The 22,391-nt window shown below is 42.2% G+C and carries 18 protein-coding genes; 6 read left to right on the forward strand and 12 right to left on the reverse strand.

Annotation, left to right across the window (positions count from 1 at the left end):
- The first annotated feature begins 25 nt into the window (after nucleotides 1-25).
- The 5 genes from ACRQQK_RS01465 to ACRQQK_RS01485 all read left to right on the forward strand — a co-directional run bounded on the left by ACRQQK_RS01465 (nucleotide 26) and on the right by ACRQQK_RS01485 (nucleotide 7,108).
- A complete protein-coding gene (locus ACRQQK_RS01465; protein WP_457509685.1) occupies nucleotides 26-3,040 on the forward strand; it encodes a flavocytochrome c in 3,015 nt (1,004 codons plus the stop codon).
- Between the two features lie 75 nt (nucleotides 3,041-3,115).
- Nucleotides 3,116-4,063 carry an FAD:protein FMN transferase gene (locus ACRQQK_RS01470; RefSeq protein WP_457509687.1) on the forward strand — a complete coding sequence of 316 codons (948 nt, stop codon included), beginning with the start codon at nucleotides 3,116-3,118 and terminating at the stop codon, nucleotides 4,061-4,063.
- Between the two features lie 245 nt (nucleotides 4,064-4,308).
- Nucleotides 4,309-5,283, forward strand: a complete 975-nt coding sequence (locus ACRQQK_RS01475) for a DUF1852 domain-containing protein (RefSeq protein WP_457509689.1) — start codon at nucleotides 4,309-4,311, stop codon at nucleotides 5,281-5,283.
- Nucleotides 5,284-5,314: 31 nt separating this feature from the next.
- Complete coding sequence (locus ACRQQK_RS01480) at nucleotides 5,315-6,346, forward strand: methionine synthase (protein WP_457509690.1); 1,032 nt, start codon at nucleotides 5,315-5,317, stop codon at nucleotides 6,344-6,346.
- Between the two features lie 147 nt (nucleotides 6,347-6,493).
- A complete protein-coding gene (locus tag ACRQQK_RS01485; protein ID WP_457509692.1) occupies nucleotides 6,494-7,108 on the forward strand; it encodes a 3'-5' exonuclease in 615 nt (204 codons plus the stop codon).
- Between the two features lie 86 nt (nucleotides 7,109-7,194).
- Here the strand turns inward: ACRQQK_RS01485 and ACRQQK_RS01490 are convergent, their stop codons facing one another.
- The 9 genes from ACRQQK_RS01490 to ACRQQK_RS01530 form a co-directional block, all read right to left on the reverse strand.
- Nucleotides 7,195-7,563: a hypothetical protein gene (locus ACRQQK_RS01490; RefSeq protein WP_457509694.1), complete on the reverse strand. Its 369-nt coding sequence runs from the start codon at nucleotides 7,561-7,563 to the stop codon at nucleotides 7,195-7,197.
- 151 nt (nucleotides 7,564-7,714) lie between these two features.
- Complete coding sequence (locus ACRQQK_RS01495; protein ID WP_457509695.1) at nucleotides 7,715-9,631, reverse strand: putative bifunctional diguanylate cyclase/phosphodiesterase; 1,917 nt, start codon at nucleotides 9,629-9,631, stop codon at nucleotides 7,715-7,717.
- Nucleotides 9,632-10,082: 451 nt separating this feature from the next.
- Nucleotides 10,083-10,532 carry an SLAC1 family transporter gene (locus ACRQQK_RS01500; RefSeq protein WP_457509697.1) on the reverse strand — a complete coding sequence of 150 codons (450 nt, stop codon included), beginning with the start codon at nucleotides 10,530-10,532 and terminating at the stop codon, nucleotides 10,083-10,085.
- 61 nt (nucleotides 10,533-10,593) lie between these two features.
- Complete coding sequence (gene astE, locus ACRQQK_RS01505) at nucleotides 10,594-11,595, reverse strand: succinylglutamate desuccinylase (protein WP_457509699.1); 1,002 nt, start codon at nucleotides 11,593-11,595, stop codon at nucleotides 10,594-10,596.
- A 17-nt stretch (nucleotides 11,596-11,612) separates the two neighbouring features.
- Nucleotides 11,613-12,953: an N-succinylarginine dihydrolase gene (gene astB, locus ACRQQK_RS01510; protein ID WP_457509701.1), complete on the reverse strand. Its 1,341-nt coding sequence runs from the start codon at nucleotides 12,951-12,953 to the stop codon at nucleotides 11,613-11,615.
- Between the two features lie 163 nt (nucleotides 12,954-13,116).
- Nucleotides 13,117-14,172, reverse strand: a complete 1,056-nt coding sequence (astA, locus tag ACRQQK_RS01515) for an arginine N-succinyltransferase (RefSeq protein ID WP_457509703.1) — start codon at nucleotides 14,170-14,172, stop codon at nucleotides 13,117-13,119.
- A 42-nt stretch (nucleotides 14,173-14,214) separates the two neighbouring features.
- Nucleotides 14,215-15,228 (reverse strand): arginine N-succinyltransferase, encoded by a 1,014-nt coding sequence (locus tag ACRQQK_RS01520; protein ID WP_457509705.1) that lies wholly within the window; start codon nucleotides 15,226-15,228, stop codon nucleotides 14,215-14,217.
- Nucleotides 15,229-15,470: 242 nt separating this feature from the next.
- Entirely contained in the window at nucleotides 15,471-16,496 is a 1,026-nt protein-coding gene (locus ACRQQK_RS01525; RefSeq protein WP_457509707.1) for a GlxA family transcriptional regulator, read from the reverse strand.
- 558 nt (nucleotides 16,497-17,054) lie between these two features.
- Nucleotides 17,055-18,971 (reverse strand): sensor domain-containing diguanylate cyclase, encoded by a 1,917-nt coding sequence (locus tag ACRQQK_RS01530; RefSeq protein WP_457509709.1) that lies wholly within the window; start codon nucleotides 18,969-18,971, stop codon nucleotides 17,055-17,057.
- A gap of 309 nt (nucleotides 18,972-19,280) precedes the next feature.
- Between ACRQQK_RS01530 and ACRQQK_RS01535 the strand changes: the two genes are divergently transcribed.
- Nucleotides 19,281-21,008: a GGDEF domain-containing protein gene (locus ACRQQK_RS01535; RefSeq protein ID WP_457509711.1), complete on the forward strand. Its 1,728-nt coding sequence runs from the start codon at nucleotides 19,281-19,283 to the stop codon at nucleotides 21,006-21,008.
- A 55-nt stretch (nucleotides 21,009-21,063) separates the two neighbouring features.
- On the opposite strand, the gene ACRQQK_RS01540 is transcribed toward ACRQQK_RS01535, so the two are convergent.
- From ACRQQK_RS01540 to ACRQQK_RS01550, 3 genes are all read right to left on the reverse strand, one after another.
- Nucleotides 21,064-21,375, reverse strand: coding sequence for a hypothetical protein (locus ACRQQK_RS01540; protein WP_102953612.1), 312 nt, complete (start codon nucleotides 21,373-21,375; stop codon nucleotides 21,064-21,066).
- Between the two features lie 221 nt (nucleotides 21,376-21,596).
- Nucleotides 21,597-21,872: a D-fructose-6-phosphate amidotransferase gene (locus ACRQQK_RS01545; protein WP_457509713.1), complete on the reverse strand. Its 276-nt coding sequence runs from the start codon at nucleotides 21,870-21,872 to the stop codon at nucleotides 21,597-21,599.
- 264 nt (nucleotides 21,873-22,136) lie between these two features.
- Entirely contained in the window at nucleotides 22,137-22,352 is a 216-nt protein-coding gene (locus tag ACRQQK_RS01550) for a DUF1127 domain-containing protein (protein WP_457509714.1), read from the reverse strand.
- Nucleotides 22,353-22,391 lie beyond the last annotated feature (39 nt).

The following is a 22,391-nucleotide window of genomic DNA, read 5'->3' on the forward strand; positions in this document are numbered from 1 at the left end:
AACTAATCTCTAAAAGGAAAAAATAATGGTTCAGTTAAGCGATGAAATGTTGCTTCGGTCCGGGGCTATGCTAAAGAATCGTATCGTGATGGCACCGATGACGATTCAATCTGCATTTTTTGATGGCGGCGTGACGCAAGAGATGATCACCTATTACGGCGCTCGTTCTGGAGATGCCAGTGCAATTATCGTAGAAAGTGCATTTGTTGAAAATTATGGTCGCGCTTTTCCTGGAGCATTAGGGATTGATACCGATAGCAAAGTGGCTGGCTTAAAACAATTAGCGGATGCGATAAAGGCAAAGGGTTCAAAAGCAATATTGCAGATATATCACGCTGGCCGTATGGCAAATCCAGAATACAATGGTGGTCATCAACCTATTTCTGCAAGCCCTGTTGCTGCACTTCGTGATAACGCAGAAACGCCATTAGAGATGACAAAAGCTCAGATCGAAGAAATGATCGAAAACTTTGGCAATGCTGTTCGCCGTTCAATTCTTGCAGGTTTTGATGGTGTAGAGATACACGGAGCTAACACTTACCTCATCCAGCAGTTTTTCTCCCCTCACTCAAATCGCAGAAATGATAAATGGGGTGGTTCCGTCGAAAAACGCACGACCTTCCCACTTGCGATTTTAGAAAAAGTTAAACAAGTTGCTCTATCACATCAAAAACCAGATTTCATTATTGGCTATCGTTTCTCGCCAGAGGAGCTAGAAGAGCCGGGAATCCGCTTTACGGATACCATGTACCTTTTGGATAAACTCGCAACTCACGGTTTAGATTACTTCCACTTCTCAATGGGGAACTGGGCTCGAAATTCAATCGTAGATCCAGAAGATAAAGAACAACTTATAACCAAGTATCGTCACCTTCAGTCAGAAAATGTAGCAAAAATACCAGTAATTGGTGTCGGTGGTGTTGCTCAACGTGCCGATGCAGATAAAGCGCTCTCGCAAGGTTACGATATGGTGAGTGTAGGTAAAGGTTATTTGGTAGAACCTACATGGGCAACCAAGGCACTGAATGAAGAGCAGTGTGCGGAATTTGCTGATATCGCTCAACAGGAGCAATTGCAAATTCCTACTCCGCTTTGGGAAATCATGGACTACATGATTGTAGACAGTGCAGCTGAAGCATTAAAACACCAACGTATTAAAGAGCTTCAAAACGTCAAAATTGAGTTTAAGCCTGGTGAATATACGGCTTATGGACGAGGTCATAATAGCGACTTACCAGTAACAGTGACGTTTTCTGAAGATAAGATCCTCAATATCACTGTTGATTCCTCTAAGGAATCTGATGGTATTGCGAACCCAGCATTTGAGCGTATACCTCAGCAAATTATCAATGACCAAACTCTGAACATTGATGTTATTTCTGGTGCGACGGTAAGTAGCCAAGCGGTTATTGATGGCGTATCAAATGCTGTTGATCTGGCTGGTGGTAACTCTGAGGCACTTCGTTGTAAAGCGAGAAAAGCTGTTGAATGGTCATCTGAAACCATTGAAGAAACCGTTGATGTTGTGGTTGTTGGCGGCGGTGGCGCTGGTTTGAGTGCGGCTCTTACTGCACTGGATAAAGGCCGCTCTGTCATTCTACTGGAGAAATTCCCTGCAATTGGTGGTAACACAGTTCGTACCGGTGGTTGGGTTAATGCGGCAGAACCTGAATGGCAGAATAACTTCAGCTCTCTACCAGGTGAAAAAGAATACTTGATGAGTCTTGCTGACACGCCGGAATCAGAGTTTGTAGACAGTTATCTTTCTGATTTTAAAGTACTCAAAGAGCAACTGAATCGTTACTTTGCGGATGCGGCGAATGGCAAACAATATCTGTTTGATTCTGTAGAGCTACATCGTATTCAAACATACTTGGGTGGTAAACGTACCGACCTGAACGGCCAATCCATCTATGGTCAATATGACTTAGTGGAAACTCTGACGTCGAAGGCGATGGAGTCCATTAACTGGTTGAGTGAGAAAGGTATCGACTTTGACCGCAGCGTGGTTGAAATTCCTGTGGGTGCATTGTGGCGTCGTGCACACAAACCGAAGCGTCCTAAAGGAGTTGAGTTTGTTGATAAACTGCAAAAACGCATTCAAGAACAAGGTGGTCGAATCATCACAGATACCCGAGCAACGGATCTGATTGTTGAAGATGGTAAAGTGGTGGGTATCAAAGCGACTCAGAGCAATGGTACTAAGCTGCTGCTACGTGTTAATAACGGCGTGGTGCTGGCATCTGGTGGTTTCGGTGCAAACACAAAGATGATCCAAAAGTACAATACCTACTGGAAAGACATTGCAGACGACATCAAGACAACTAACTCTCCAGCATTGATTGGTGATGGTATCGCTATTGGTGAGAAAGCGGGTGCAGAGTTAGTGGGAATGGGCTTTGTTCAGCTAATGCCTATCGGTGATCCGAAATCAGGTGCCTTGTTGACGGGTTTGATTGTACCACCTGAAAACTTCGTCTTCGTGAACCAACAAGGTAAACGTTTTGTTGATGAGTGTGAAAGTCGAGACGTACTCGCAGAGGCGTTCTTTGATAACGGTGGTGTGATATACATGATTGCCGATGAGAAGATCCGTAAAACAGCAGCCAATACCTCTGATGAAACTATCGAGAGAGAAATCAAAGAGGGCATAATTATTAAAGCGGATACGCTTGAAGAACTGGCTGAGAAAATCGGTGTGCCGTCATCTGAATTGACCGAAACCATCAAGCAATACAACACCTGCGTAGATCAAGGTTTTGATCCTGAGTTTCACAAAAGTGCTTTAGGTTTAAAAGTGGACCAAGCCCCATTTTATGCGACACCACGACAACCATCGGTTCACCATACGATGGGAGGACTGAAAATCGATACTAAAGCGCGTGTGATTAGTAAAGAAGGTGAGATCATCCCAGGTTTATACGCAGCGGGTGAAGTCGCTGGTGGTATCCACGCTGGTAACCGATTGGGTGGTAATGCTTTAATTGATATCTTCACTTATGGACGCATTGCGGGTCAGAACGTCGCTGAACAAGTTTAAGTTCAGTTAGATATCGCACATCAGAGGGAAACAATGTTTCCCTCTGTTTTTTAACGCTAAATCAATAAACAATATATGAAAAAATACCAAACCAGATTTCAGATGATGGGAACCTTTATTGATCTAGTGATTCATCACCCTGACGGTGAGCAACTCATCAAAGAAGCCTACCTACAGCTGTATCAGTATAATCAGCGATTCACAGTCAATCAGAACGATTCCGAGTTAATGCGTGTCAACCACAACGCTGGTATTGCTCCAGTCGTCGTACAACCGGATCTGTTTCATCTTATAAAAATAGCGAAAACGATCAGTGTGGACCCAAAAAATCCATTTAATATCGCCATTGGCCCTCTAGTTAAAACATGGAGTATCGGCTTTAAAAATGCCAAAGTGCCCCAAAAAGACGAATTATTAGCCAAGCTTTGTTTAACTGACCCGAACAACATTATTCTGAATGAAGAAGATCACTCCGTTTACCTGACGCAACCCAATATGGAGATTGATTTAGGAGCAATAGCCAAAGGTTACTTTGCTGATGAAGTGAAAAAGAAGCTGGTAAATGCAGGTGTAGAACATGGCTTTATTAACTTAGGGGGGAACGTCTTAACCATAGGCTATTCTCCTAATAACACTAACAAATCATGGAATGTGGGTATTCAAAATCCGTTTGCACAGCGTGGGGAAGTTGTTCGGGTTGTGCCTCTAAAAGGCCGTTCTATGGTCACTTCTGGTATTAACGAACGTTTCTTCGAAGATAATGGTCAACGCTATCATCACCTGCTTGATGCTCAGACGGGAATGCCGATATCAACAGATATTGCCAGTGTTACGATTATTTCTAACCGTTCTGTAGACGGTGAAATCTGGAGTACCGCTGGATTTCTAGAGCGCGCTAATGGCGCCATCTTGTACTTAAATCAACAAGTCAATATTGAAGCTGTGGTGATCTCTAAAAACGGGCATATTCATATTACCCAAGGCTTGGCTGATGATGGTAAGTGTATTTTTTATTCTGAATAACGGAAACTCAAAACAATAGCCAAGTAAATGCTATTTCGCAGGCGTTATTTCTTCTAAACGCTTCGCGAGTGACTAACCATCCTCATCTTCCACTCTATCCCTCATCCATTCCGAACATGAATTTTTCTCACAATCAACATTAAGTAATAGCGTTATTAAACTTGTAGCACGCCAGTTATAACTAAGTCATGGATTTAACGAGAGATGGTTTTGATTTCATCTAAAGCACATTGAAGATAACGCTCATGACTCAGAAATTTACGTTCACAATTAAAAAGACCTGTCTTGATGAGAATTATCGTCCATCAGACAAAACTCGTATCACTACTAACTTTGCGAACTTAGCGCGTGGTGAAAACCGTCAGCAGAATTTACGCAACGCATTAAACATGATTGACCGCCGTTTTAACGAACTGGCGTGTTGGGATAACCCAACGGGCGATCGTTACTCGGTAGAGCTGGAAATCATCTCTGCGGATATCAAAATGGAAAATGCAGATGAAGCTATTCCATCTATTGAAGTGTTAAAAACTTATGTTGTTGATCGCAAGACGAACCAACGTATTGAAGGCATTGTCGGTAACAACTTCTCGTCTTATGTGCGTGATTATGACTTTAGCGTACGTTTACTGGATCACAACAAAGGCAAATCGCAATTCTCAGTACCAGAAAATTTTGGTGAGTTGCATGGCAACATATTTAAGTCTTTCATCAAATCAGAGGCTTACCAACAAAACTTCGCCAAACCTCCAGTGATTTGTTTGAGCGTTTCAGACAGCAAGGTGTATAACCGCACCAACAACCAACACCCAGTTCTTGGTGTTGAATACGAGCCGAATGAGTCGTCATTAACGGAACAGTACTTTCAGAAGATGGGCTTACAAGTGCGTTATTTCATGCCGAAGAACAGCGTGGCGCCATTTGCATTCTTCTTCTTTGGCGATCTGCTGAACGACTACACCAATTTGGAACTGATCAGCACCATCAGCACAATGGAAACATTCCAGAAGATTTACCGCCCTGAAATCTACTTTGCCAACACAGTAGCAGGGGAGCGTTATCAACCGAATTTGAAGAGCAATGAGCACGCATTAACAGACATTGTGTATGACCGAGAAGAACGCACTCGACTCGCCATTGAACAGGGTAAGTTTGCAGAAGAAGTCTTTATCAGACCTTATCAATCGGTTCTTGAGCAATGGTCTGCTCAGTACGCTTAATCCTTAACGAGACAGAAGAACAGCCAACATTATGACAAAATTATTCCCGACATCGACGGCAGGCAGCCTGCCGAAACCCATTTGGCTAGCTCAACCAGAGGTACTTTGGTCTCCTTGGAAACTAGAAGGACAAGAGCTGATTGACGGTAAACACGACGCACTGCGTGTCGCACTGCAAGAGCAATTGCTCGCTGGTACTGACATCGTGAGCGACGGTGAGCAGACTCGTCAGCACTTTGTGACTACTTTTATTGAACACTTAAATGGCGTTGATTTCGAAAACCGCCAGACAGTGAAAATTCGCGACCGTTACGAAGCTAGCGTACCAAGCGTTGTCGGTCCTGTTTCACGACAAAAAGCTGTGTTTGTTGAAGATGCAAAATTCCTGCGTTCACAGACAGACAAACCAATTAAATGGGCACTTCCAGGACCTATGACCATGGTTGATACGCTGTACGACGCGCATTATAAATCTCGTAAAGAGTTAGCGCTTGAGTTCGCTAAAATTCTTAATGAAGAAGCAAAAGAGCTTGAAGCGGCAGGTGTAGACATCATTCAGTTTGATGAGCCAGCATTCAACGTCTTCTTTGATGAAGTTAACGACTGGGGTATCGAGGCGCTGGAACGCGCAATCGAAGGTCTGAAATGTGAAACCGCCGTGCACATTTGTTATGGCTATGGGATCAAAGCCAATACCGATTGGAAAAAGACTCTGGGCAGTGAATGGCGTCAATACGAAGAGGTGTTCCCTAAACTGCAGAAATCGAATATCGACATCATTTCTCTAGAGTGCCATAACTCACATGTACCAATGGAGCTGCTTGAACTGGTGCGAGGTAAAAAAGTGATGGTCGGCGCTATCGATGTAGCAACCAACAGCATTGAAACACCTGAATCAGTAGCAGCGACAATTCGTGAAGCACTGAAATATGTTGATGCCGATAAGCTTTACCCATGTACAAACTGCGGTATGGCTCCGCTACCGCGTGACGTAGCACGTGAAAAACTCAGTGCACTCAGCGCCGGTGCTGAGATTGTGAGAAACGAGCTTTTAGCCAAATAACAACGCTTATTCACATCGAATAAAGTCAACTCGAAAGGTTATCGGTTATTGAATCGGTAACCTTTTTTGTTGCATTCAACTCGTCGCCTTTCTTTTTCTATAGCTTTCGAAGATACTCTTGTACAAATTTTTTAGCCGGAAAACCTCATGCCCCAAGCCAATTCTGTGGTCGTACTCGACTTTGAAACCACTGGCCTTTCGCCTAATCTTGGTGACCGCGCCATTGAAATAGGTGCGGTTAAATTAGTGGATGGTGAGATAGTTGATAGTTTTCAGCAACTCATGAATCCCGGCTTCAGAGTCAGCTCATTTATTGAAAGTTACACTGGCATCACTAACAACATGTTGCGCACAGCTCCAAGCTGCGACGAAGTAATGGCAGCATTTAGTGAGTTTATCGCTAATGAAAACCTGATAGCGCATAACGCTTCATTTGATAAACGTTTTCTAGACGCAGAACTTGAGAGAATCAATTGCGGTTATTCGGGGGAGTTTGCTTGCTCTTTACTGGTGGCAAGACGACTGATTCCAGATGCGCCGTCACACAAACTTGGCGAGCTTGTTCGTTATAAAAACATCGAAAACAACGGTGTATTCCACCGAGCCTTAGCCGATGCACAGATGACAGCTAACCTCTGGCTTAGAATGGTTGAAGACCTAGAGCAAGCTGGAATCGTAAAGCCAAGCTTCGAGTTTATGCAAACCGTTAGTAAAACAGCAAAAGGAAAAGTGAACCTGTTACTGGCCAGAAGTCGTGTTTAGTTAAAATCCGCAGAGAGCAAAAAGGCGTTAGCAAATTCACACCTGCTAACGCCTTTATTATTGGTTTAAGATTACACTAATTTTGACTATTCAACGTCGCAATCAGTACAACTTTGTAGTGCGATTTCGTGTTCAAAGACAACGGTATTTTCTTCTGATAGTTCTGCTATTTCATCCGCTACTTCTTGCTCGTCTTCCGCTTCAACTTGATTTTCAAGCTCTTCTTCAGAGTAGCCATAAAAGTTCAGCAATAAGTAATCACGAGCTTCTTCTTTAGTACAAGTCACGTTTACAGATAGGTCTGGTTCAACGTCACCTTGCTCGATGATTGCAGTCACTTGCGCTAAAACATCCTCTTTCATCGCAGCTGTTAACCAACCAAGATCAGTACTCACTGTGGTTTTTTTACAGTTAAAACAAGGAAGTGGATGAAAGTAATATTGAAAATCAGTCATAAGTAATTTCTTCTTTGAGAGTTGTATAGCGAGATTATGCGCGTTTTCTGGCAAATTACTATCTCAATAGGCATTGAGGTTTGCATTGGCAAATAGCTCATTCTCTTCCCACAGCTTAAGAACGCGTCTTTCATTAATAGGATCCTGATCTTCATCCAAGATTCTTGGCCCTTTCTTGCGGCTTTTTATGGTCTTCCAATAAATGGATAGCTTCTTTAAATGAAACTGGTTTGCTAAATAAATATCCCTGATAAAAATCTATACCGCTTTGTCCAATTAATGCTAATTGCTGGTTGGTCTCTATACCCTCTGCAATAACACTTGTTCCAATTGTGTGAGCCATTTTAGTGACAGCAGAAACAATACTTTTGTCTTTGTCACAAGAGCAAATATTATCAATATAAGACTTATCAATTTTAATATAATCAATCTGTAGATTTCTAAGTACAGCAATGGATGAAAAGCCCGTACCAAAGTCATCGACAGAAATCATTACTCCAGCTTCTTTGGCCTGAATAATACGGTTAGTGAGCTTGGTTATATTTGAAATCATGGCAGTTTCAGTTATTTCCAAATGAACATTCGCTGGATTAACCGAGTATTTGTTCATAATGAACTGCAAATAATGGATGAAATCATCATCTTCCAACTGAATTACAGAGACATTAATCGAGATAGAAATAGACGGATGTGTTTTATTCATATCCGCTAATGCCTCAATAGACATTTTCAAGACTAACTGTCCTAGTTCAACAATCAGTCCATGTTCTTCTGCCACTGATATAAACTCGGCTGGCGAGATGTTTTTGTTTTCTAGTTCCCAACGAACGAGAGCTTCAAACGAATGAATTTCTTGATTACTACAACGTACTATTGGCTGGAAGTTCATGAAAAAATTTTCAGCACCAATGGCTGCTTTTAAGTGATAACGCAAGTATTGATTTCGTTGCTGATCTTCTTGAATTTTTGTGTCGTAACAACAAACTCTTGTGTTGCTTTTCTTTCCCTGAGTAACGGCTAGATAAGCATTTCTCATGGCTTGATTGACCGAAATGCTGTCATCTCCAATGTAGTATCCAATATAATAGTCAGGTTTAACTCGTATATTATCTAGTTGAAAGTAAACGGATAATTGCTTTTTTATTGTGGCAATAAACTTTAAGATCTCTTCTTCAGTGCTTACTTTTATGTGGATGGTAAATTCATCATTGCCGTATCGAGCTGAGCAAGTGTCATAAAATTTATCGATGTTTATTAGAACCTCACCGACCTTGGTGATAATGTGGTCACCGTATTGGTGACCATAGTTCTGATTAATATTATGAAGTTTTTCTATATCTATATGTACAAATCCATTGAGCGAACGGTGCTGATTGTTTTTGGCTTTTATTAGAGTTATTGCAGATATGAAACTCTTTCGGTTAAGCAACCCCGTCAACATGTCACGCTGCTCGAGCATGGATATTTTTTGATCTTTATTGTGAGAATCAATTTCTAAATCTGATGCGATTGCTTCTACTTTTGCCTGACTGTCTATAAGAGAGAATATAATCCGAGAACTCTTTACGGCTGTTATACATAGAGCTACACCATAGAGTAGTCCCATAAGTCCAAGGCTTTCTAGGCTTGGGTCTCCAGACATAATCAGCACAACACTGTATGGGAAAATGGTCAGTGAAACATAAGCGATCGCAGAGCGAAGATCACAGGACAATAGTGTAACGCTACCGCCAGACATGCCACAAAAAATAATTAATGACAGCATAGTCTCTTTAGTCGACATACTCTGGTGAAATAGATATGGGTAAAAAGCCCAGGTAAGGCCAGCAATCACGATACCAACAAAGTGCAAATCGAGCTTATGTTTATTGTCATTTGAAAAATAAGCATGAACAAAATATCTAAAAGCGGTAACTGAAATTAATAAGATTAACCAACATAATTTCTCTTTTCCTATAACGGTTCCATACATATCAGTCATTACTAAAGTAAAAGCAATCACTATGTTTATTGCCAGTAAGACAGGAAGATTTGCGGATAAAATCAACAAACGTTGGTACTTGTACATCGAAGTTATTCTCTGAAGCGTGATTATAAGAACTAGTAAAACATCATCCATTTGGGATGGTTATTTATAAATAAAGACTAACATATAATTTAGTGGGTAACGTTACTCATAAATAATCTATATCTAATGTAACACTCTATTAAGTAATAACAATATCTTATACGTTATATTTGTATTATGTAAGGTGATGGCCGAAGATTACTTTGGTTGATATTTAACCGTGTTTGTTTAATGAAGACGCATAAGGCAGTAATTAACAAGTAAGCCGGGCTTTTAATTATTTCCTTTATGATATTTTTACAGTTTAAAATTTATACAAGTGCATAGGTGATTAGTGATTGGGTTAAGTTATGAGACTCCAATTAGGCTATGCGGTGGTTTGAGAGGGCATTAACCCAATTGGTCGAACTTTAGATAAGCGTGCGAAAATAGTGGGACGTTAGTCAACAATCTATCTTGTGGCAAAAATGCGTAACGTTCGGATGCTCAGATAACCAATAAACAGATTCGCACCGATAAACACAGGTATCGCAATTAACTCTGCTGTGCTGACTCCTGCCAGCGCTAGCTTTAACCCACTCACTGTTGCTGAAGCAATGCCAAATGTGTAAGCCCAATAAGATGGAGCGGACGATTCGGCGCCGAGCCATTTGCCTAGACGAATCCCGAGAAGAAGCTGATAAAGTCCATAGCCCCACAGCATTAATATCCAGTGGTCATGGCTTGCTGGTTCGATGGTAAGCCAAGCCATTGCGCATACAACGGGTGGCGCAAACTGAATGCCAAGTAATGGTCGCTGAGCTGAAGGTAGCTCATTTTCTTGCGTCGCATACAGATTCATCAAACGTGTGTCTGTAAAAATCAAATGTTGAGGCAAAAACAATGAAGCGCAACCTGCCATTTCATATTCAATCTTGAATTCAAAGTGGAAAGTTGCGCTTAGAGGAAGTGAGATTTGAGAGTTAAGCTATCCAATCATTTAATGCGGTTTGAGTGAGCATTAAACCCGCTCTTAGACCCGGACGAACGCCGCTGTTCGGGAAAATCAGCCACTCTTGATCTTGTTCAACGCGGTACTCTTTATCGCCGTCGGTAGCAAGCAAACTGCCTTTTTCGAATACGGTGAAGTTCTGCACGCTTTCTGCAAAGTTGAGTTCAAACGCTTCAGTAAGCTTGGTTAGCTCTTGGCTGACTTTATAAACAGGCATTTCTGGTGCGCTGTTGTCAGGGCAATAAGTGCCTGTGGTGAGGGCGATTAAGCCTTCTTTGATACCAACAAACTGAGAAAGATCGTTTTCGCCAAATGGTAGTGCTTTACCCAGCTCTAAAGTGCAGCTTTGGGCGCTGCAAGTCTGGCTGCTGAAATAGCTGAACGTTGCTGCTGGAGCATGGTTGATCACCAGTGCTTCTAAGCCGACATTACGTAGCCATTCGATCATTTCAGGCTGATACTTACCATACTCTACATAAGGAAGCAGACCAAATCTCACATGGAAAGACGGCTTTCTTGCGGTATGCAGGTCAAAGTGAACGCGCTGAGTATTAGGTTGTTGTTCAAAGAACGAGATCACTTGCTGTTCAATGACTTGTGCGCGACGAGTTTCTTCACACGCTTCATAGTTGGCATGCTTACCGCTGAATAAGCGGTTCATGTCCACTTCTAGGTAGCGGTCACCTGTGCGCATCGCTTCAAGGTTACCAAGAATGACTAACAAGCGAACATTCAAAGAACGTTTCTCTGCCAGAAAATCCTGAACCAACTCAGAAACGATCTCGATAGGCGCGGTTTCGTTACCGTGAATGCCTGCGGAGATAACCACACTTTTTGATTGTAGGCTATTTGAGAACGCTAGAGGTTCGAAAGCGATAATACCTTGCGCCGGACAATTCCAACGCAAAGTGGCGGTTTCACCTGATGCAGGGGAAAAGCCTTCCCCTAAAAGTGTCTGTTTTAAAAAATCCATTTCCAATAAATCCTTGGTTAGCGTTGGAATGGGTAGATTGAACCAAGATTCATGATTTGAGTCAGCTCATCCAGTGCAGTGCGGTTTTCAACCAGTAGCTGTGGGTCTGCCAAATCTGCTTCAGTTAGACGATCACGGTAGTGTTTATTCACCCACTGAGTCAGTGAACCATAAAGCGCATCATTCATTAGTGCATGCGGGTTCGCGGCTTTAAGCTCTTGTTCGTTAAGAACAACACGCAAACGCAGACAAGCTGGGCCACCACCATTACACATACTTTCGCGAAGGTCGAATACTTTCACTTCGTTGATTGGACCACCGCTTTGGGTTAGCTCTGTCAGGTATGTCCAAACGCGCTCGTTCTTACGTGATTCTTCTGGAACTACAATCACCATACTGCCGTCAGCTTTGGTTAGAAGCTGACTATTGAATAGGTATGTGCCTACTGCGTCTTGCACTGATACTTTGTTAGTAGGTACTTCGATTGGGGTAAATTCACAGTCAAATTGGCCTAGCTTGCGGCGAATTTCATCAAACACAGGCGTTTGATTGAGGAACGCTTCTTGGTGATGGAACAGAACTGGACCGTTACTTACTGCAATCACGTCGTTGTGGAATACGCCTTGGTCAATCACATCTGGGTTTTGCTGTAAGAATACGGTTTGTGATTCGTCTAACTGATGCAGACGAGCCACTGCTTCGCTTGCTTCACGCGTTTGGCGAGCAGGGAATACTTTAGGTTCAACCTGACCACCAAAGGCTTGGCGACCATACACGAACACTTCAACGCCTTTGTCACCATAGCTGCGACATAAGCGGTTGTGGTTCGCTGCACCTTCGTCACCAAATAGCATTTGCTGTGGTAGCGCGGCATGGTGAGCAAAGTGTTGATTATCAGCAAAAATCGCTTTTAGTGCATTGCTGGTGGTTTGATCTTCAATAGAGCGGTGGAACTTGTTGTTGAGGTTCGCCACAGTGAAGTGAACTTTACCGTCCGCAGTATCCGCAGAAGGAGAAACTGTTGCCGCGTTGGCTACCCACATTGAAGATGCTGAACTTACATTCGCAAGCAGTTGCGGTGCTTTTTTCGCGGCTTGAGCAATCACTTCCGCGTCAGTACCTGAGAAACCTAAAGTACGCAGAGTGTGAACACATGGGCGTTCCTGCGGAGGAAGTACACCTTGCTTGAAACCTGAATCCGCAAGGTTTTTCATCTTATCTAAGCCTTGCAGCGCTGCAAGTTTTGGGTTTGCTACTGCGTTTTTGTTCGATGTAGACGCAACGTTACCAAACGAAAGGCCCGCGTAGTTGTGTGTTAAACCGACAAGACCATCAAAGTTAACTTCATAAGCTGACATAATTTTAGACTCCTATCTGCCTACTCAATGGGAAGAGTAGGCGAGGTAAACAGTTTGGGCAGGGTATGTTGTTATTGTTTATCTACCCCAGCGACTTAACCGATAGTTCTCTCACAAGTGTAACGATTAAGGCGCGAGGGCATTTTCTGCCATGAATATTCAATTACTCGGATTGAGCGAGCTCTTCGCGACACTCTTCTTTTGCAAACAGTGGCGCAACTCGAATCAAGTCGCCATTTGCAACATTTAAAATCTCTGCTTGTGCCGGAGACAGGGTAATTTCTGTTTCTGTACAAGGCTGACAACCAATGATGGCTCGATAATTACGGTAATCAAGGTTGCCAACAAGTAGTGTTGATTCTGTTTCGTGATAGGAATCTGAAATCAATACGTTACGAGTTTCACTTTCACGAACCATACGAAGATCTTTGGTGTACGCTTCAAGAGTAGGTCCTGCATCAAAGATGTCGATGTAGCCTTCATAACGCATTCCTTCACTTTCAAGGATCTTACGTGCTGGTAGTGTGCTTTCGTGCACTTCTGCAATTACGGCTTTTGCTTCGTCAGTTAAGAAATCAACATACATCGGGTGCTTAGGCATTAACTCAGCGATAAACGCTTTTTGACCGATACCCGTCAGGTAATCTGCTTCGCTGAAGTCAATAGAGAAGAAGTGACGCCCCAAACTTTCCCAGAATGGTGAGTTACCGTTCTCGTCAGACACGCCGCGCATCTCTGCGATCAGCTTGTCTGCAAATTTGTCTTCAAAAGTAGACATAAATAGCATGCGACTTTTCGATAGCAAATGACCGTTCTTATCTTTGCGGTAATCAGGGTCTAAGAACAGTGTACAAAGTTCACTGTAACCTGTGTGGTCATTGCTGAGGAAAAGCGTTGGCATTTGGGTATACACATTAAGCTCCTTTGACGCATGTACCAAAGTGCCAACACGGAAATCATACCAAGGTTCTGTTAGACCAATTGCGACTTCCACGCCACTGATACCAACCACTTGTTTACTTTCCGTATCTTCCAATACAAATAGATAGCCTTGATCGTGAATAGGTGCTTTCCCTTCCCATGTCTCAATCATACGCTCAATACGTGCTGCCAATCTCGCTTCATTGTTTGGTAGCGACGTAAAACCTACACCGGTTTTGGTCGCCAGTTTTAATAAAGCTTGCTTGTCATTCCTAGTGACTGGGCGAATTACCATCATAGTTTAAATTCCTTGTTATTTTTCCTGAAAAGAGAGAAGAGACTACAGGGCTAAGAACCACACCTTCTGGTGTTGAGTCAGGCCCACTTCTTCCATCAATTCTTTAGTAATGATCAGTCGATCCTCTGTTTGGTTCCCATCAGCGATAAACGCACAGAAGCCTTTGGCTCCTTGGTAACCAACCAAGTATTGCTTTGTGTCAGCGTGAAGAGGTTCACCGACCAGAGACCCGGTTTTCATATTCAGACAAATAGGCAATGCATTGTGCGGAGCCGTCAAAATAGGGCCAGCATCGAAAATCTCCACATACTTGTCTGGCTCAAAACCTTGGCCATTTAAGAGCTGATATTGAAGTTCAGCATCTTGATGAACTTGCCCCATAACCGCTTGTGCTTCTTCGTCAATAAGAGGCACGTAAAGTGGATAATGAGGCATTAATTCTGCAACAAACGCTTTGTCGCGTGTGCCGTTGTAATATTCGACTTGGTTGTAGTCCATGCCAAAAAATTTGCGACCAACGTGTTCCCAAAAAGGAGCGCGACCTTGGGTGTCTGCAATACCCGGCAGCACCGCCATCCATTCATTAGCGAATCGGTTAGAAAACGCATTCATGAACATCAAACGTCCTAGCGTGATTAACGCCGGAGAAAGCGAGTGGTACTGCGAAGGTTCAATATAAAAAGAACACAGTTGAGAGTGGTCACTTAAGTCATGATTCAGCGTCAATGCGTGAATGCGGCTGTGAACATTTAACTCTCGCGAGGAGTGAATAATGATGTCGTTGCGAAACGAATAGAACGCTTGACGATATCCCGCTAAAGCGTTGATGGCTCCTGTGCCCAACAAATGCCCGGTGTCGGTCTCTTCCAATACAAAGAAGTAAGATTCTTCACCCGGACAAAAAACGTCTTGTTCGAATGAGTAAATGGACTGCTCAATTTTTTGTAATAGGTGTTCACGCTTCGCTGGCAGTGTGCACACCATTGGGCCGCTATCTATCGCAAGCTTCTCTATGTTGCTTAAATCAGCCAATTTGACAGGACGTAATACAATCATGGGATTAACCTTATTTTGTATCTAACAACGCTTCTATTACTTACTCAATTGAGCAAGGCCAGTATCCGATGCTTACTCAGTACTCTTCGGCTCTGATAAAGGAAAACGCCATTGTGTTTGCCTCTGTGAACAGTTCCATCATGTTCAGAATACGCGACGAGTTATGACATTACGTTCGTAAAAACGACCAGTTTTTATAGATTTTCACCTTTTATTAACAAATGTGAGGTCGCTTTTTTACATTAGTTCTTGGTTGCATATAAACGTTTTGACCTCTCTTCTCTGGGGGTTATTTCAAAATACGATTTATAAGCAGACGAAAAATGCGGACCACTAGAGAACCCACAGGTCAGGCCGATTTGTACCACTGACAAATTGGTAGTCTGTAACAGATCACGCGCTTTCTTTAATCTCAATTGCAGGTAGTAACGAGCCGGCATGGTGTCAAGATAACGTTTGAAAAGCCGTTCTAGTTGGCGTCTTGATACATGCACTAAATCGGCGATCACGTCTGCTGACAATGGTTCTTCCAAATTGCTCTCCATCAGTGAGATGGCTTTTTCGAGCCTTGGAGGCAGCTCGATGTTTTCCAGTCCACCATTAGCCAGCTCATCATCTGATGGGGCATTTCGTTGTTGTGACGACTGTTTGTCTCTGTCTAGGTACAACTCATCAGCGACGGAACGCGCGGCCACTTGGCTTTCATGTTTGGCGAGATACGCCATTAACAAATTTAGGCAGTCGGAATAACTCGCGCAGCTAGCCAACTTGGCGGACTGACGAAAGTGTTCGTACTGAACAATGAGGTCTGGATAATTTGTTTTTATTTTATCTTCCCAGCGCCAGTGAATCGCCCATGATTCATCGAGCCCAATGCCATTTTCCAGTAACCAAAAACAGCCTGCCTGAACACTGATAATGAGTGTGTTTTCTTGCTCATAGTAGTGCTGCAGCGCAAGTTGAGCTGTTTTAGATAAGGGGGCTTTTGGTAGCTGTTCGCTGGCAATGATAAGCGCATCGAATTGGGAAATGTCTGCAAGGCCTGCTTGCGTCACGAAGGTGATAGATTGGCTTGCCATCGATTGTGGAAAATCACTGATTTCGATGCTAGCTCCTGCCTTTTCTCCCACATAGAGAAGATGAAATTTCTCTTCACCCAGAATTTTGTTCACCTGCGCAAAAGGCTCAGTGATTGCTCCCAACGTAAGCAAAGAGCATTCACTCGGGATCAAAATTCCAATTCTGTGCTGTGAAGACGTTTTAGGCATACTTGTGTCAGCGCATCCTGCTAAAAGTAAGCACTCCATTTGTCCGTAGACTCGACCGCTTACATTCGAAATTCAGGTCAACAATTGCCAAAAATAAAAATGAATATTTGGGTTGCCAACGAATAAATAATCACAAAGATGTTTCAAAGATGAAAATGTATTCAATATATATGGAAAATATTAATAAATAATATTGTCGACCGTTTTGTTTGTTGAATGATTTTACCGCATAAAATTATTAAAAGCATAATTAATAACTAACAAATAAAACAAATTGGAAACAATTATAATGCGATATTTTTTTTAAATTCATGAAATATAAGTAAAATTTTACGGTTTGATTTTTCTTGCAAGTGCTGAGTTTAGGGCGTTTTAGTCGGGTAATGCCTAATTGACTATAAATATAATAAATGTGAATTAATATTTATTATTTTACTGTGCTTACTGGTTCATTCATTCAATTCTATTTTGAAGTTTGAACTCTAAAAATAAAACGTCCACCAATCAGTGAGTTTTGGGATATTACAGAAAAACACTTAGGATCTTGGGAGAAGAACTTTAAGCAAGTTCTTTAAAGACCTCTACCCGGTTGCGCCCGTGATGTTTCGCGTTATAAAGCGCTTTATCGGCGCGCTCTAGTATCTTATCAATGTCTGTATCTAGGGCATTAATGGTAGTAATGCCCATACTGGCGGTACAGTGAATGACGCTGTGATCTAATACCACTGGACATTCTTCTATCCGTTTGCGTATCCGATTAGTGAAGTGTACCGACATCTCGGCGGTGGTTCCGGTTAGTATCAGGCCAAACTCTTCACCGCCTAAACGCCCTACGGAGTCTACTTTACGAATTTCATCACTGAGAATATTGGCAACGGAGACCAGTACTTTATCGCCAGCACCGTGACCGTATGTGTCATTGACCGTCTTGAAGTTGTCCAAATCAATATAGATAACCGTGACGGCGTCACATTGTTTGCGATGATATCTTTCCATATCTGTCTCGAGTCGTTCCATAAATACTCTGCGTGTTGGTAGCTGGGTTAGGGCATCAGTTGTAGCGAGTTTGTGAAGCTCCCTTTCCAGACGTAAACGATCAGTGATATCACGCGACGAAGCATAGAAGCAGCGACCGTCAGCAGTTCTTATCCACTTGGCATTAATTTCCACATCAATAATGGTTCCATCTTTTCTACGATGTTGGGTTTCGAACTTTCTGGCTTCAGTGCCAAAGCTTGCCATCGTTTCGGCAATTTCTTCAGGTTTCAGTTTGGCTTCCCAGTCGCGCATGTTCAGTTTTGACATCTCTTCTTCGCTGTAGCCAAGCAATTCTGCAAAGGAATGGCTAAAAGCTACGATGTTGCCGCTTTTGTCGAGAATGTGTATGCCATCACTCGCCATTTCCATATAGAGTTTATTTGTTTGGTTGAGGTTATTGATTCGTAAGTTCAAGTCCATCAACTTCTCAATATAGTTGCCGCGATTGGCGTAATCGGTGAAAAACTTGCTTAATACACTGGCAAAGATGAAGCCAAAAACAACGGTAATAAATAGGGTGATTCCCGAACTGTATAAAAAGTTCTTGTGAGACATGGAAGCCTGCAAGTGTGAGTAAGTGCTATTAAGAGAGAGAATCAAAATTAACTTCTGAGGAATTGGCAGATTGAGCTTTCTAGAGTAAATATTTGAATTTCTATAAGTGTCGTTGTTCACCAACTGGTTAAAATCTGGAATATCTTTATCAATATTATCGCTGCCTGTGTATCGGCTCCATTCTCTAGTTTTGTCGTAGTGAAGCAGTATTTCACCGTCGCTATCCACCAATATTGAATTATATAAAGGCGCATTCGCGAAGGTGTCGAATAGTGGCTTAAGGAAATAATTAACAATTAAAATACCAGAGAAGGTGTCTTTATCCGAAAGGGGCATTACTGCGCGCAGTGTGGGTTTGTAAGGTATTTCAACCCGACCATTGTCTTCATTCAAATCAAGGTTTGAAAACCAGATTTGGTCGGGCTTTTTCTCAATAGAGTCGTAAAAAAAATAACGATGAGACTTATTTTGTAGCTTACTGGCTTCAACAATTTTGGCCTCGTCGCCAAGCTGATCTCTGTCGATTCTCACCACTTCCATTCCGCTTTTATCGATATAGCGGATTTTCATAATATCCTGCTGACTTAATGCGAAGGAGAGTGCCAATTGTTCAAAATCCTTCTTGGTCGTCTTGGGGGTGAGTAGAAACTGATTGAAAGACTGACTCGATCTAATCGCGTGAATGGTGTTTTCAGAGTTGTTAAAGAAGTTGGCGAGTAAATTCTCTCTTTCTTTGGTTTTTTGATTGGCGTTGGTTAAAGCGATGGTCTCTGTTTGACCGGAGAATAGCAGTTCTCTTGTTAAAAAATCGGTTACGACAATGATCGCCCCAAAAGATATTAGGATAAAAATGAGTTTTGGAAGGCTTTTATGTAAGCGCATGCATCATTTCCGTTTCCCCTAGTCCTTTAAAGATAGACAGAAATTAAGTGGATGTTTATTTGAAATGTGTTTTTATCTCATAGCAAATATTCAACCTCTGTCGAATAACACATCTTTACCGAGAAAATAGGTTAGTTGAGACATATAACTATGTCGTAGATTCCACTTTTGTTCAGTGCGATTCGGATATTAGGTGTACTAGGTAATTAACGGGTGATTTTCTTCTCTTATATCTGATATTGTTTTATTAGAGTTATCTAAAGTTATAGGTGTAACGTTGCAAAGATTAAGACTTCACTGGAGAAGGGAATGAAGTTAAAGCCTCAGTTTATGCTAGTTACTGCTTTGGTGTTTATCGTCACGGCTGGGGCAGTAACTTGGTTAGTTCGAACGCTTGCTGAGGGAATCATTGAGCAGTGGGCTCCACGTTATATTACCAAACAAACCCTTTACGATAAGAGCCGTACGCTGCAGCCGATTTTGCGAGAGCTGGCGCTTTCTCGCCAACTTGCAACTTCTAATACTATAAAACAGTGGGCGTTATCTCCTCAAAATGAATCTCTGCAAGCTATTGCGCTCGACGAGTTGGAAAATTATCGTCAGAATTTTCAGGACAAAAGCTATTTTGTTGCTTTGCTGAGTAATGGACACTATTACCACAACAACGCATTAGACGAGTTTCGCGGTAAAGAATTTCGCTACATATTGGACCCGAGCAAGCAAGAAGACAGTTGGTTTTACAACTTGATCGAACAAAAACGCGATATTCATATCAACGTAAACCCTGACGTAGAGCTCGGCATTACTAAGTTATGGATTGATGTACTGATTAAAGATGGTGAAGACATCCTAGGCATGGTAGGAACAGGGTTGGACTTAACTACCTTCTTAAACAGCGTGGTGGAAGAGGTGGAGCCGGGAATACACAGCTTCTTTATTGATCATGCGGGAGCTATTCAGCTTCATCGCGATAAAGCGATGATTGATTTTGGCTCGGTGATGAAATCGGAAACGGATCACAAAGCCATTGATCTTATTTTTGACAACAAAAATGACCTAGACGTGATCTACCAGTTGATGCACCAGTTAGAGTCTGGCGACACGCAAGTCGTTACCACTTTTGTTGATATGCAAGGTACTCGTCAATTGGTGGGCTTAGTTTATTTGCCTGAAATCGACTGGTACAAAATAACCTTGATAGATCTGAGCATCTTCCTTCCTGTCTCTCATTTCACCAAGATCGTGGTTGTGTTTATTGCCACTCTACTGATTGCCCTGATGCTTATGAACTTGGTGCTAAATCGTTTGGTACTAAACCCAATCAGCGAACTGAATAAAGCGTTGGCATTGTTTGAGAAAGGGCTGAATCCGAAGTCTGAAATTACCAACCGCAGAAGAGGTGAGTTGGGGCGAGTGATTAACCATTTTATTCAGATGGCTGATACCGTTTTGCAATCAAAGCGAGATCTTGAACTTAAAGTACAAGAGAGAACCGCTGAGCTAGAAAGGCTCACACAAATAGACCCGTTAACCGAACTGTATAATCGACGCGGTATGGCTGAGCAGATTGAAGCTAGCCTGAATCGCGCTGAACGCGAAGAGCTACCACTAGGTTTGCTGTGGATTGATATCGATTGGTTTAAAGATATCAATGATACCTATGGTCACGCTGCGGGTGATGAATCATTGAAAGCGATAGCGGAAGTGATTCTGGAAACCATTCGGTCTTATGATATGGCGGCTCGCTGGGGTGGCGACGAGTTTCTGGTACTGCTGGTCAATGTGGATGAGAGTGAGCTTGCTCAATTGGCAGAGCGTCTATGTCTACAAATCTCTCACCATGAGTTCTCTGACCGTTTCTCAATCAGCGTGAGTATTGGTGGTTCTATGTACGTGAAAGGGCAAAACATCGACACCTTATTACAAAATGCCGACCAAGCCTTGTATAAAGCCAAAGACAACGGCAGGAACGGCTTCTATATCAATCAAATAAAAGCATTGGGTACTAATGGTAGTAACAATGAAAGTAACGTCTAAAACGAACTCACAGCCTAAGCAAAGTGTTTAACTATGATGTCACTGGGTTTGCAGATTAAGGCCAAGCCCGTTTCTTTGCTCCACCATTCGCTTTAATCATATCCATGGTCTTTTTCGATTGCTCTTCAATCGATTTCAAGCTTTTCGTTACAGAGTTTTGGAACTCTGCTTTGCCAGAATCGAACTGCTCAGCAGGCGGTGCTGAAGGGGATTTCAACTGATGTACAAGCTGTACTAATTGCTTGTTTTGCCCTTCGAGTGCTTTGACCTGAGCGGTGAGTTCTTTGAGCATTCCGCTTTGCTCTCGGATCTTGGATTCAATGCTGTTAAAAGCTTGAAGGATTTGCCCTATGTTTTGTTCTGCCATCAAGATATCCATATTCGATGTACCAACATAGCTAAAGTATAGGCAAAGCTTTTTGCTTTATGAGCGGATTATTGGTCGATGTTAACAAATTTGTTAATTAACGTTGGTGACAAACGCTAGGCATTCTACCGACTTGCTATAAGACTCTTGTTGAAAAAAGAGGCGTTCGCGGGTCGGTAGAGTAGCTCGAAAAGAAATGGTTTCTATAAGTTAGGGATGTACTAGTAATGCTCACTCTTACTTTTCGATAACAGATAGTCTTCAACGGCCTTGACGATATCGGGGCGATTAATGTATTTGCCAATAAAGTACGGAGGCACAAAGAATATCAAGAGGTAAAAAGATTCATCAATGAATTGATTCGCAATCACAACTTCATGATTGAAATAAGCGAATATCGCTAGGGCATCAAGCAAGATATAGAGCGCACACAACACTACGGACATAATGAGTAAAAGCCCGAGCAGGTTTCTTAAAATCACTTTAAATGTCGTCATTTTTAATCCCTCAAAAATTGAACAAGGTCTAACGTACTCCTATTTGTGTGGTTGGTTTCTTGATATGAATCAAGTTTCTATTTCTGTTCGCGAAATTTAAGTTTTCCTATCTCGTAGCAATACTGAAATAAGCAGGGGAAGCGGGGCTAAGCTGTTGAAAGAGCGCACCTGTCGGGCTGACTCTCACGCTGTACCAAATTACATATTGGAACGTTCATCGTCCTAACATTAATCTAGTTAAGTTAGGACGAAGGTTGAGATTGACTATTCCCAGAATGCTTTATCTGTTTCTTTTTTTGCAAGCTGCTTGTTTATTCCTAGGTCATCTAAAAGATAATCGGGTAAATCTTTTAGGTGTCTTCTTGTTACTGAGTTTTGGTGCCAGCGCTTAATGGTAAGTAAGATATCCTTACCTAAGGATAGTGGTGGTTGATCTTGAATACCAATGCAGTATTCGCTATGTTTTGTTAAGTTGTCCATTCTAATGCCTATAACTGTGTCATTTGTTATGCTAGATAT

It is taken from the genome of Vibrio sp. C8, from assembly GCF_054051265.1.